This window comes from endosymbiont of Lamellibrachia barhami (assembly GCF_011947365.2).
Classification (GTDB): domain Bacteria; phylum Pseudomonadota; class Gammaproteobacteria; order Chromatiales; family Chromatiaceae; genus QGON01.
In genome coordinates this window covers 410,224-422,672 of the sequence record NZ_JAAVSH020000001.1, presented here as the reverse complement: position 1 = coordinate 422,672, position 12,449 = coordinate 410,224, and the positions used below count along the sequence as shown (strand labels likewise).

10 protein-coding genes are annotated in these 12,449 nt (G+C 56.8%); all 10 read left to right on the top strand.

The window, feature by feature from the left end; all coding sequences use genetic code 11:
• The coding region (gene mtnA, locus G9Q73_RS01755; protein WP_177418218.1) for an S-methyl-5-thioribose-1-phosphate isomerase at positions 1 to 871 on the top strand (871 nt) is incomplete at its 5' end.
• A gap of 164 nt (positions 872 to 1,035) precedes the next feature.
• Positions 1,036 to 3,627: a DNA gyrase subunit A gene (gene gyrA, locus G9Q73_RS01750; protein ID WP_177418217.1), complete on the top strand. Its 2,592-nt coding sequence runs from the start codon at positions 1,036 to 1,038 to the stop codon at positions 3,625 to 3,627.
• A gap of 165 nt (positions 3,628 to 3,792) precedes the next feature.
• Entirely contained in the window at positions 3,793 to 4,872 is a 1,080-nt protein-coding gene (serC, locus tag G9Q73_RS01745) for a 3-phosphoserine/phosphohydroxythreonine transaminase (protein ID WP_177418216.1), read from the top strand.
• Positions 4,873 to 5,037: 165 nt separating this feature from the next.
• Positions 5,038 to 6,219 carry a phosphoglycerate dehydrogenase gene (locus G9Q73_RS01740; RefSeq protein ID WP_177418215.1) on the top strand — a complete coding sequence of 394 codons (1,182 nt, stop codon included), beginning with the start codon at positions 5,038 to 5,040 and terminating at the stop codon, positions 6,217 to 6,219.
• A 31-nt stretch (positions 6,220 to 6,250) separates the two neighbouring features.
• Complete coding sequence (pheA, locus tag G9Q73_RS01735) at positions 6,251 to 7,336, top strand: prephenate dehydratase (protein ID WP_177418214.1); 1,086 nt, start codon at positions 6,251 to 6,253, stop codon at positions 7,334 to 7,336.
• Positions 7,337 to 7,534: 198 nt separating this feature from the next.
• Entirely contained in the window at positions 7,535 to 8,635 is a 1,101-nt protein-coding gene (gene hisC, locus G9Q73_RS01730; protein WP_177418213.1) for a histidinol-phosphate transaminase, read from the top strand.
• Positions 8,632 to 9,498 (top strand): prephenate dehydrogenase, encoded by an 867-nt coding sequence (locus G9Q73_RS01725; RefSeq protein WP_177418212.1) that lies wholly within the window; start codon positions 8,632 to 8,634, stop codon positions 9,496 to 9,498. Before hisC ends, G9Q73_RS01725 begins: the two co-directional genes overlap by 4 nt.
• Before the next feature lie 91 nt (positions 9,499 to 9,589).
• Positions 9,590 to 10,915, top strand: a complete 1,326-nt coding sequence (gene aroA, locus G9Q73_RS01720; RefSeq protein ID WP_177418211.1) for a 3-phosphoshikimate 1-carboxyvinyltransferase — start codon at positions 9,590 to 9,592, stop codon at positions 10,913 to 10,915.
• A gap of 2 nt (positions 10,916 to 10,917) precedes the next feature.
• Entirely contained in the window at positions 10,918 to 11,586 is a 669-nt protein-coding gene (gene cmk / locus G9Q73_RS01715) for a (d)CMP kinase (RefSeq protein WP_177418210.1), read from the top strand.
• 123 nt (positions 11,587 to 11,709) lie between these two features.
• Positions 11,710 to 12,449 (top strand): S1 RNA-binding domain-containing protein (locus G9Q73_RS01710; protein ID WP_177418209.1); only part of this gene is annotated, 740 nt, incomplete at its 3' end.

Sequence of the window (12,449 nt, the reverse complement as noted above, 5' to 3'; positions counted from 1 at the left end):
GGCATATGGCGTGGTGCTGGCGGGCAGGGATGCATTTGCGTCTGCGGCATTGGAGTGGAAACAACGGATTGGCCAGGGGCTGGAGAAACTGCGCCAGTCACGGCCTACTGCCGTGAATCTCTTTTGGGCGCTCGATCGGATGCAGTCGTTGATAGACGATCTGCCTGAGGCAGAGAACCCGGAAGCCGCCCTGCTGCAGGAAGCCGTGGCCATCCATGAAGAGGATGTGGCGGCGAACCGGCGCATGGGGGCGTTCGGCGCCTCGCTGATCGATGGACCCACCGGGGTCATTACCCACTGTAATGCTGGGGCGCTCGCCACCGGCGGGTATGGTACCGCCCTTGGGGTGATCCGCAGCGCCCATGCTGCCGGCTTGATCGATCAGGTGTTTGCGGATGAGACGCGGCCCTGGCTGCAGGGATCCCGCCTCACTGCCTGGGAACTGCTGCAAGACGGAATTCCGGTGACCCTGCTGGCCGATGGCGCGGCGGCAAGCCGCATGTCCCAGGGGGGCATAGGTTGGATTATCGTCGGTTCCGACCGCATTGCCGCAAACGGGGATGTGGCAAACAAGATCGGCACCTATGGTCTGGCCGTTGCGGCGAAGTTTCACGGGGTAAAGGTCATGGTGGCGGCGCCGACCTCCACCATCGATATGCAGGCGGTTTCCGGGAAGGATATCCCCATTGAAGTCAGGGATGGGAACGAGGTTCTCTCCTGCGGGGGCAGACGCATTGGTGCAGAAGGGGCAGAGGTCTGGAACCCTGTTTTTGATGTGACCCCGGCCGGACTGGTCGACGCCATCGTCACCGAGAAGGGGGTTGTCCACTCGCCGAACGCAAAAAAGATGCGTGAATTGATGGAAAAGTAGGCTGAGACGGCCTGAAAGTCGATTTCAGACGTTTTTTATACAGCAGCAGGGGCAGTGGCTATGGTACAATTCTCTTTTTACAATGCCCCTTAGACGTCTGTCCAGAGTATTGATTGCCTTGGACAAATGCCTAAATTCGTACCCGCGAAAGATAGCAGACGCCCATGAGCGAATTCGCCAAAGAAATCCTGCCGGTCAACCTGGAAGACGAGATGCGTCAGTCCTATCTCGATTACGCCATGAGCGTAATCGTGGGGCGCGCACTGCCGGATGTCCGCGACGGCCTCAAGCCGGTCCACCGCCGCGTTCTCTACGCGATGAGCGAACTCGGCAACGACTGGAACAAGCCCTATAAAAAATCGGCGCGTATCGTCGGCGACGTCATCGGTAAATACCATCCCCATGGCGATACCGCAGTCTATGACACCATGGTGCGTATGGCACAGCCCTTCTCCATGCGTTACCTGCTGGTGGATGGTCAGGGTAACTTCGGCTCGGTGGACGGGGATTCACCTGCGGCCATGCGATATACCGAAGTCCGTATGTCGAAGATCGCCCACACCATGCTGGACGATCTGGACAAGGATACGGTCGATTTTGTTGCCAACTATGACGAGACGGAACACGAGCCCAGTGTTATGCCGGCCAGGGTTCCCAATCTTCTGGTCAATGGCTCTGCCGGTATTGCCGTGGGCATGGCCACCAATGTGCCGCCGCATAATCTGACCGAGGTGATCGACGCCTGTGTGGCGCTGATCGACAATGACCAGATCACCATCGATGAACTGATGCAGTTTGTGCCCGGTCCTGATTTCCCAACGGCGGGCATTATCAACGGCGCTCTGGGTATTCACGAGGCCTATCATACAGGCCGTGGTCGCATCTATATGCGGGCACGCACCGAGATCGAGACCGATCCGTCCAACAATCGGCAATCGATCATCGTCCATGAATTACCCTACCAGGTGAACAAGGCGCGCATGCTGGAGCGCATCGCCGAACTGGTGAAAGAGAAGAAGATCGAAGGCATTACCGAGCTGCGCGACGAGTCCGACAAGGACGGCATGCGCGTGGTCATCACCCTGCGCCGTGGCGAGGTGGCGGAGGTGGTGCTGAATAATCTCTTCCAGCACACCGCAATGCAGAGTGTATTCGGCATCAACATGGTTGCGCTGGTGGATGGCCGGCCCCGCCTGCTGAATCTCAAGCAACTGCTCGAATTCTTCATCCGTCACCGCCGTGAGGTGGTGACCCGCAGAACCCTGTTTCAGCTGCGTAAGGCGCGCGACCGTGCGCATGTGCTCGAAGGTCTGGCGGTTGCGCTTGCCAACATCGACGAAGTCATCGAACTGATAAAAAAGGCATCCAGTCCCGCCGATGCCAAAAAAGCGTTGTTGGCGCGACACTGGAAATCCGGGGCGCTGGAGTCGATGCTCGAACAGACCGGCGCCGGGAGCACCAGGCCGGAAGGATTGGCGGTGGAATTTGGTCTGACCGATGAGGGTTATCGTCTTACCGAGGTACAGGCCCAGGCGATTCTCGACTTGCGGCTGCATCGTCTAACCGGCCTTGAGCAAGACAAGATCATTAATGAGTATGAGGAGCTGCTGGAGAAGATTGCCGATCTGCTTGATATCCTCGGTAATCCGAACCGTCTGATGCAGGTGATCCGTGATGAACTGCTTGCCATTCGCGAGCAGTATGGTGATGAGCGGCGTACCGAGATTCTGCAGAACCGGCTGGATTTGACCCTGGAAGACCTGATTACCGAAGAGGACGTGGTGGTGACTCTCTCTCACGGAGGTTACGCCAAGGCTCAGCCCATCACCACTTATCAGGCCCAGCACAGGGGCGGTAAGGGTAAGATGGCGACAGCGACCAAGGACGAGGATTTTATCGATAAACTGTTCGTTGCCAGCACCCACGACACGATTCTCTGCTTCTCCAATCGCGGCAAGATCTATTGGCTGAAGGTCTATGAATTGCCCCAGGCGGGCCGTAACGCGCGCGGTAAGCCGATGGTTAATCTGCTGCCGCTGGAAGGGGATGAGCGTATCAACGCCATTTTGCCGGTGCGTGAATATACCGATGACCGTTATGTCTTCATGGCGACCAGTTCCGGTACGGTGAAAAAGACGCCGCTGGAGGCCTTCTCCCGACCTCGGGCCAATGGCATTATTGCCGTGGATCTGCGCGATGGGGACAAACTGATCGGTGTCGATATCACCGACGGTGACCAGGATGTGATGCTCTTCAGCAGTTCCGGCAAAGTGGTGCGCTTCAAGGAATCCAATGTACGAGCCATGGGGCGTACTGCTTGTGGTGTGCGTGGCATCAAGCTTGAGGGAGGACACGAAGTGGTCTCCCTGATTGTCGCAGAACATGGCGACGTCATGACCGTGACCGAAAACGGCTTTGGCAAGCGCACATCGGTAGAGAAGTACCCGGTGCATGGTCGCGGCGGCATGGGGGTTATCTCCATTCAGACTTCGGAGCGCAATGGCTCTGTGGTTGGCGCGGTGCAGGTTGATGATGATGATGAGGTGATGATGATCACCGACGGCGGGACGCTGGTGCGTAACCGGGTCGCCGATGTCTCCCGGATGAGCCGCAACACCCAGGGTGTCATAATGATCCGCCTGAGCAAGAAAGAAAAACTGATCGGCATCGAGCGCGTCGAAAGTCTCGACGAGGCAGAGGACGCGGAGGATGCAGCAGCGCCCACTGAGGACGAGAGCGATAATCCTGATGCGTAGGCCCGATCAAGCGTAGCGGATCGGGCGTGTCCGGATGACGGAATAGATAGGGTTGTTGCCGGTTCCGCTACGCTTGAACCGGCCTACTTCGAACAAATTAACGCATGCTTGTAACAGAATTATTACGGCATGAATTTTTAAATATCAGTAGATTGAGAGGTAAAGATGTCACGTGTCTTTAACTTTAGCGCCGGTCCTGCGGCGCTGCCAGAAACCGTTCTCCAGCAGGCGCAGGAGGAGCTTCTCGACTGGCATGATGCAGGCATGTCGGTCATGGAGATGAGCCACCGGGGCAAGGAATTCATGTCCATCGCGGAAACGGCAGAGGCCGATCTGCGGGAGTTGCTGGCGGTGCCTGACAACTACAAGGTGCTCTTTCTGCAGGGTGGCGCCTCCAGTCAGTTCGGCATGGTGCCGATGAATCTGACCCGGGACAATAACAAGGTCGATTACATCAACACCGGTTCCTGGTCGAAGAAGGCGATCGCCGAGGCGAAACGCTATTGTGATGTCAATTTGGCCGCAGATCTCACCGGTGGGTTCACCCGTACCCCGACGCAGTCCGAGCTGAATCTCCGCAGTGATGCCGCATGCGTCCACTACACGCCCAACGAGACCATCGAGGGCGTGGAGTTTCCCTATATCCCGGACACAGGTGATGTACCGCTGGTGGGTGATTTCTCCTCCACCATTATTTCCCGTCCGTTGGACGTGTCGAAATACGGCATCATCTATGCCGGCGCGCAGAAGAATATCGGCCCTGCCGGTCTGACCCTGGTCATTGTCCGTGAGGATCTGATCGGGAAGGCCATCGACGGTACGCCGGTGATGTTCCAGTATGAGACTCACGCCAAAACGGGTTCCATGTACAACACCCCACCGACCTATGGCTGGTATCTGGCCGGACTGGTCTTCAAGTGGCTCAAAGGCAAGGGTGGACTGGCGGCGATGGCCGAGATCAACCAGCGTAAGGCCGCTGCCTTATATGCCGCTATCGACGGTTCTGACTTCTATGCCAATCCGGTGGAGATTGCGAGTCGCTCCTGGATGAATGTACCGTTTACTCTGGCAAACGCTGAATTGGACGGAAAGTTCCTGGAAGGGGCTGCCGCTGTGGGTCTCAAGACCCTCAAAGGGCATCGTTCTGTAGGCGGTATGCGTGCCAGTATCTACAACGCCATGCCGGAAGAGGGCGTTAAGGCCCTGATCGATTATATGGCCGAGTTTGAACGAGTTAACGGATAAAAAACGCAAAGCAGGAGCGGCGCCTCGCTGCGATTTACCCATCTACGGAGTAATCGCGGCGAGGCGCCGTTCTCACAATTTAATCTAAATTTTATGGAATAAATACTCTTTGCGTTCTCCGCGTCTCAGCGGCCTCCGCGTTGATAGCACCAAGGTTGAAGTAACATGTATAAGATACTGACATTAAACAATATTTCTGTGGCTGGGTTGGATCGTCTTCCACGCGAAAAATATGAAGTGGCCTCCGAGATCGCTCACCCCGATGGAGTCCTGCTTCGCTCCTACAAGATGCACGATATGGAAATTCCCGAGACGGTGAAAGCAATCGGTCGCGCTGGCGCCGGTGTGAATAACATCCCGGTCGATAAGATGACGGGGATGGGTATTGCCGTCTTCAATGCGCCGGGTGCCAACGCCAATGCAGTGAAGGAACTGGTGATTGCCGGCACGCTTATTGCCGCACGTAATCTTGGCCAGGCTTGGCAGTTCGCCACCGGCCTTGGTGGCGAAGATGCTGCTATCACAAAGGATGTGGAGGCGGGCAAAAAGAATTTTGTCGGCTTTGAACTGCCTGGACGCACCATGGGTGTCATCGGCCTGGGTGCCATCGGCGTTAAGGTGGCCAACGCCTGCCGTGCGCTGGGCATGAACGTCATTGGCTACGATCCGACGATCACCGTGCAGAGCGCCTGGAAACTGGCGGCTGATGTGGAACAGGCGCTGAGCGTGGATGATCTGTTGTCCAAAGCGGATTTTGTCACTTTCCATGTACCGCTGAATGACGCCACTTCCAACATGATCAATGAGGACCGTCTCAAGCTGATGAAGCCGGGATCGGTACTGCTTAACTTCGCCCGCAACGGCATCATCGATGATGAGGCTGCCGTAGCGGCGCTGGATAGCGGGCAGCTCTACGCTTATGTCTGCGATTTCCCCAGCAATCTGCTAAAGAATCATCCTCGGGTGATTACGCTGCCGCACCTGGGTGCATCCACCAAAGAGGCGGAGGACAACTGTGCCATTATGGTGGCCGACGAAATCAGTGACTATCTTGAGAACGGAAATGTTACCAATTCGGTGAATTTTCCCGAGATCAACCTGCCGCGCAACGGTGATGGTGGATACCGGATTGCCGTGGTCAACAGCAATGTGCCAAATATGGTGGGTCAGATCTCCAGCGATCTGGGCAATGCCGGGCTGAATATCATCGATATGCTCAACAAGTCTTGCGGTGATATTGCCTTTACGCTTCTGGATGTGGATAGTGAGCCCGGACAAGCCATACTGGATGACCTGACAGCCATCGACGGAGTACTCTCCGTGCGCTGCCTGGGCTGTAAAAAGTAAGGCGGTATGTATCTGAAGCGGGTACGCGCGCATGAGTGACAACGATAAGCTGGAGGCTATCCGCGAGCGTATCGACTCCCTGGATCAGCAGATTCAGCAACTGATAAATGCCCGCGCAGCAGCGGCCCAGGAGGTTGCCGATATCAAACTGGCAGCAGATCCCGATGCGCAATTCTACCGCCCGGAGCGCGAGGCGGAGGTGCTGCGTCGGGTCAAGGCCCGCAATACCGGCCCGCTGGATGGTGAAGAGGTGGCGCGCCTGTTTCGCGAGATCATGTCCGCCTGTTTGGCACTGGAGCAACCCCTCAAGATTGCGTTTCTTGGTCCGGAAGGTACCTTTACCCAGGCAGCAGCCCTCAAACACTTTGGCCATTCGGTCAAAACGACATCCCTGGGTTCCATCCCCGATGTGTTTCGAGAGGTGGAATCCGGTATCTGCCAATACGGCGTGGTGCCGGTGGAGAACTCCACAGAGGGGGTGATCAGCCATACACTGGATACCTTTCTCACTTCTCCATTGATGATTTGTGGGGAGGTCTCCCTGCGCATCAATCACAATCTGATGAGCCATGAAAGCGGTTTGGATGCGATCAAGACTGTCTATTCGCATCAGCAATCCCTGGCCCAATGCCGCAGCTGGCTTGACCATCATCTGCCGCATGCTGAACGCATTGCTGTGGGTAGCAACGCAGAAGCGGCCAAGATGGCTGCGGATGCGTCGGGTTGTGCGGCTGTCGCCGGTGAGGCCGCTGCGGAGGTCTATGGGCTGCCAGTGCTGGCGAGCAACATTGAGGATGAGCCGGGTAATACCACACGTTTCCTGGTCATTGGCAACAAGGATGCGGCAGCGAGCGGTGAAGATAAAACCAGTCTGCTCTTTTCCATTCGTAACGTGGCCGGTGGTTTGCACACGATCCTCTCTCCTTTTGCCGAGCATGGCATCAGCATGACGCGCATCGAATCACGACCGTCGAGACGTGGCAGATGGGACTATGTCTTTTTTGTCGACATCAATGGTCATCGTAATGATCAATCGATAGCAGAGGCGCTGGCCGAGCTGGAAAAGAGAGCGAGCCTGTTCAAAGTGCTGGGCTCCTATCCAAAGGCTGTTTTGTAAATGGAATGGGCGCCGACCCAACTTGGGTAGGTTGGGTTAGGCTGTCTTTTTGGCCGTAACCCAACAATGTGCGCCAATATTGTCGTGTTACGCTACGCTAACACAGACCTACTGTTTATTAAGGGGTATTTGGCAATTATTGATAATATGAACATTGTTGCCTTTAGTCAGTGTCATTTGACTCCGAATTATTAGGTCATGAACCGTTTCATTGATATTTCCGCTTCCGGTATCGCTGAACTGACGCCCTATGTTCCAGGGAAACCCATCTCCGAACTGGAGCGGGAGTTGGGCATCAGCCATTCGGTAAAACTTGCCTCCAATGAAAACCCGTTGGGCGCCAGTCCTAGAGTGGCGGAGGCGATCGGACGGTCGATGGCGGAATTGGCCCGTTATCCCGATGGAGGGGGACATGACCTGCGGCTTGCATTGGGGGTAAAGCATGATATGGATCCAGCATGCATCACTCTCGGCAACGGCTCCAACGATGTGCTGGATATGATCGCCCGGGTCTTTTTGGCGCCGGGAAGCGAGTCTCTCTTCTCCCAGTATGCCTTCGCTGTCTATCCCATCAGCAGTCAGGCTGCAGGGGCGAAACTTGTGGTCGCACCTGCCGATGATTACGGCCACGACCTGGATGCGATGCGGCTGCGCATCACCGACTCTACCCGTGTCATCTGGATTGCAAACCCCAACAACCCCACCGGCACCTGGCTCGAAGCTGATGAACTCAAGGCGTTTCTCGCTGCTGTTCCGGAGAATGTCATTGTTGTGGTGGATGAGGCCTACAGCGAGTATGTGACTCAGGAAGCCTATCCGGATGCTTCCCGGTGGCTCAAGGATTTTCCCAATCTGGTCGTCACCCGTACCTTCTCGAAGGCCTATGGGCTGGCCGCCCTGAGGGTCGGTTACGGTATCAGCCATCCCGATGTGGCAGAACTGCTCAACCGGGTGCGCCAACCTTTCAATGTGAACAGTTTTGCTCAGGTGGGTGCATTGGCGGCGCTGGAGGATCAGGCATTTATCCAATCATCGGTAGAGGCCAATCTGGCAGGTTTGGCACAATTGATCGAGGGCTTTGAAGCGCTGAGTCTTGGTTACATCCCCTCGGCAGGTAATTTTATCACGGTTGATCTGGGGCGTTCCGGCGTGGAGATCGATCAGGCTCTGTTGCGGGAAGGTTGTATCGCACGACCGGTGGCTAACTACGGTATGCCGACCCACCTGCGGGTCACCGTGGGGTTGCCGGAAGAGAACCTGCGTTTTCTGGATGCCCTGAAAAAGGTGCTGGGACGATGATCAGAAAACTCGCCATTATCGGGGTCGGTTTGATTGGTGGATCCATGGCCCGCGCCCTGCGTGAAGAGGGTGTGGTACAGGAGATCGTCGGTTGCGGGCGTAGCAAGCCCAATCTGGAGCGGGCGGTTGAACTGGGTGTTATCGATCACTATACCCACGACATCGGTGAAGCTGTCAGCGGGGCGGATTTGATTGTCCTGGCAGTGCCGCTGGGTGCAATGGAAGCGACTTTTCGCGCCATGCAGGGACACCTTGCAGACGATGCGGTGATCACCGATGTGGGCAGCGTAAAAGGCAGTGTTGTCGAGGACGCAGTCAAGGTCTTCGGCGAGGCCCCGGCCTTCCTGGTGCCGGGTCACCCTATTGCCGGTACTGAGCGGAGTGGGGTCGAGGCGTCGTTTCCGGAGCTGTTTCGCAACCGCCGGGTTATCCTGACACCGCTGGACAACACTGATCCGCAAGCGCTGCAGAAGGTCGAGCAGGCTTGGCGGCATTGTGGTGCCGATCTTAGCTACATGGCTGTGGCGCATCACGATGAGGTGCTGGCGGCGACCAGTCATCTTCCCCATATGCTGGCCTACAGTCTCGTGGACAGCCTGGCGCGCATGAAAGAGAACGACGAGATCTTTCGCTATGCAGCGGGTGGTTTTCGGGACTTTACCCGTATCGCCTCCAGCAATCCGGTCATGTGGCGGGATATCTGTCTGGCAAACCGTGAGGCGCTGGGCGGCATGTTGAAGCGTTTTGCCGACGAGTTGCATGGTATGGCGGATGCACTGGAAAAAGACGACGCAGAGGGCCTGCTTGAAATCTTTGAGCGTGCCAAGGCGGCACGGGATCGTTATATCGACGGGGTGGAGTAGAGTCTCCATTCATCTGTAGGCCCGATCAAGCGCAGCGGATCGGGCATTTTCGCTATCCCTCCAACTGTTCAAATATGTGAGAGAAAAATAGTTGAACGCACCATCGAACATCAAATTTCACGTCAAACCTGGCGGCAGTCTCACCGGCAGCCTGCGGGTGCCGGGTGATAAATCGATCTCCCACCGCTCCATCATGCTCGGTTCTCTGGCCGAGGGTGTGACTGAAGTGACCGGTTTTCTTGAAGGAGAGGACAGTCTGGCGACCCTCAACGCCTTTCGCCGGATGGGGGTTGAAATAGTGGGGCCGGACGCAGGCAGGGTAGTGATCCACGGCGTCGGCAAACACGGACTCAAGGCGCCGGATGCCCCTCTCGACCTGGGCAACTCCGGAACCTCGATGCGACTGCTCTCCGGTCTGCTGGCAGGACAGGGTTTTGAAGTGACCCTCAGCGGCGACAGCTCTCTCTCCGGACGGCCGATGAAACGGGTTACCGAACCTCTGGTGCAGATGGGGGCAAAGATCGATGCTGCCGAAGGGGGAACTGCTCCTTTGGTCATCCATGCCAATCGCTCCATGCAGGGCATGGACTACAGATTGCCGATGGCCAGCGCCCAGGTGAAATCCTGTGTGCTGCTGGCGGGACTCTATGCGGCAGGTGAAACCTGTGTCACCGAACCGGCGCCGACCCGTGACCATACCGAACGCATGCTGGAGGGGTTTGGTTACGCGATCAGGCGTGAAGGGGCGCGGGTCTGTCTGACTGGCGGAGGAAAGCTGTCCGCCTGCAATATCGATGTCCCGTCAGACATCTCTTCCGCCACCTTTTTTATGGTTGGCGCCACTATCGCCGAGGGTTCGGATGTCACCCTGGAGCATGTCGGTATCAACCCGACCCGGGATGGCATCATCAATATTCTGCGGCTGATGGGGGCGCAGATCGAGGTCTTCAATGAGCGAACTGTGGGTGGTGAGCCGGTGGCGGATATCCGGGTGCGCTCCAGTCGGCTCAAAGGTATCCCGATTCCTGAAGATCAAGTGCCCCTGGCCATAGACGAATTTCCGGCAATCTTTGTTGCTGCCGCCTGTGCCGAAGGGGAGACCATCCTGACCGGCGCCGCAGAGCTGCGGGTCAAGGAGAGTGACCGCATACAGGTGATGGCCGATGGGCTGAATACGTTGGGCATCGATGCCAGGGCGACGCCTGACGGTATTGTCATACAGGGTGGGACGATCCAGGGTGGCAGGGTCGACAGTCATGGTGATCACCGGATTGCCATGTCCTTTGCCATGGCGGCGCTGCGCGCCGCAGGAGATATCCACATCGACGACTGCGCCAATGTGAATACCTCGTTTCCTGGCTTTACCGGTCTGGCCGGCGGGGCAGGGTTGCGGATCAGCAGTTCGGAGGATGTTTGACCATGGTTCGGGTGATTACTATCGATGGGCCCTCCGGGTCGGGCAAGGGCACCATTACCCAACGGGTGGCAGAGGCTACCGGCTGGCGCATCCTGGACAGTGGCGCGATCTACCGTGTGCTGGGCCTGATGGCGGATCGTGCGGAAATCAGTGTCGATCATGTCGGCAAACTTGCAGAAATGGCGGGGAATATGCCTCTCTCTTTTGATGGAGAGCGGGTTTTGCTGGATGGTGAGGATGTCACCGACGCGATTCGCACCGAGACTGCGGGAAATGCGGCCTCCAAAGTGGCAGCGGTACCCGAAGTACGCACCGCGCTGCTGCAGTGGCAGCGCAACTACGCACAAGCGCCCGGTTTGGTGGCTGATGGACGGGATATGGGCACAGTCGTATTCCCCGCTGCAGAGGTCAAAATCTTCCTCACCGCGAGCGCCGAAGAGCGTGCCCGCCGCCGCTATAAACAGTTGAAAGACAAGGGATTGAGTGTTAATCTCGCCGATCTCACTGCGGAGATCCGCGAGCGCGATGAGCGTGACCGAAATCGTAGCGTGGCACCACTCGCAGCGTCGGAGACGGCGTTGGAACTGGATTCCACTGAGATGACCATTGATGAGGTTGTCGAGAAGGTAATGGGAAAGGTGCGTTTCACCTTTTCCGATCTCAACGTCTGACCATTGATGGCAGCGGCAGTAGCCGCATAGCCAGCTGGATCGACCAGCTTTTTTTAACCATTAACCCGGCAGGTTTTTACAACTGCCTGTGCAACCGTTCAGCGTTGCAGGAAATCCAAACCCATGACCGAAAGTTTTGCAGAATTATTTGAGGAGAGCCTCTCCAATACCCAGCTTCGTCCCGGTGCCATCGTTATCGGCACGGTGCTGGACATCACCTCCGAATCCGTCATCGTCAATGCCGGACTCAAGTCCGAAGGCGTGATCCCGCGTTCCCAGTTCCTTAATTTGGATGGCGAGATCGAAGTCAACATCGGTGATCAGGTAGAAGTCGCCCTGGATGCCGTGGAAGATGGCTTCGGCGCGACCAGGCTCTCCCGCGAAAAGGCCAAGCGCAACCAGGCCTGGAAAGTGCTGGAAACGGCATTTGAAGCAGAGGAGACCATTCACGGTCGTATCAACGGCAAGGTCAAGGGTGGATTTACCGTCGAGCTCGGCGATATCCGTGCATTCCTGCCCGGTTCGCTGGTGGACGTGCGTCCGGTACGCGACACCGCATATCTCGAAGGCAAGGATCTCGAATTCAAGGTGATCAAGCTGGATCAGCGCCGCAACAACGTAGTGGTTTCCCGCCGCGCCGTGGTGGAGCAGGAGTACAGCGCAGAGCGCGAGAAGCTGCTGGAGACTCTGGAAGAGGGTCAGCAGATCAAGGGTATCGTCAAGAACCTTACCGACTACGGCGCATTCGTGGATCTGGGTGGCATCGACGGCCTGCTGCATATTACCGACATGGCCTGGAAGCGCGTCAAGCATCCTTCCGACGTGGTTGAGATCGGTGATGAGATCGATGTCAAAGTTCTTAA

What these genes read in the sequence shown, in the direction of transcription:
- gyrA (WP_177418217.1), top strand. Translation starts at nt 1,036, where the DNA reads ATGAGCGAATTCGCCAAAGAAATCCTGCCGGTCAACCTGGAAGACGAG.
- serC (WP_177418216.1), top strand. Translation starts at nt 3,793, where the DNA reads ATGTCACGTGTCTTTAACTTTAGCGCCGGTCCTGCGGCGCTGCCAGAA.
- G9Q73_RS01740 (WP_177418215.1), top strand. Translation starts at nt 5,038, where the DNA reads ATGTATAAGATACTGACATTAAACAATATTTCTGTGGCTGGGTTGGAT.
- pheA (WP_177418214.1), top strand. Translation starts at nt 6,251, where the DNA reads ATGAGTGACAACGATAAGCTGGAGGCTATCCGCGAGCGTATCGACTCC.
- hisC (WP_177418213.1), top strand. Translation starts at nt 7,535, where the DNA reads ATGAACCGTTTCATTGATATTTCCGCTTCCGGTATCGCTGAACTGACG.
- G9Q73_RS01725 (WP_177418212.1), top strand. Translation starts at nt 8,632, where the DNA reads ATGATCAGAAAACTCGCCATTATCGGGGTCGGTTTGATTGGTGGATCC.
- cmk (WP_177418210.1), top strand. Translation starts at nt 10,918, where the DNA reads ATGGTTCGGGTGATTACTATCGATGGGCCCTCCGGGTCGGGCAAGGGC.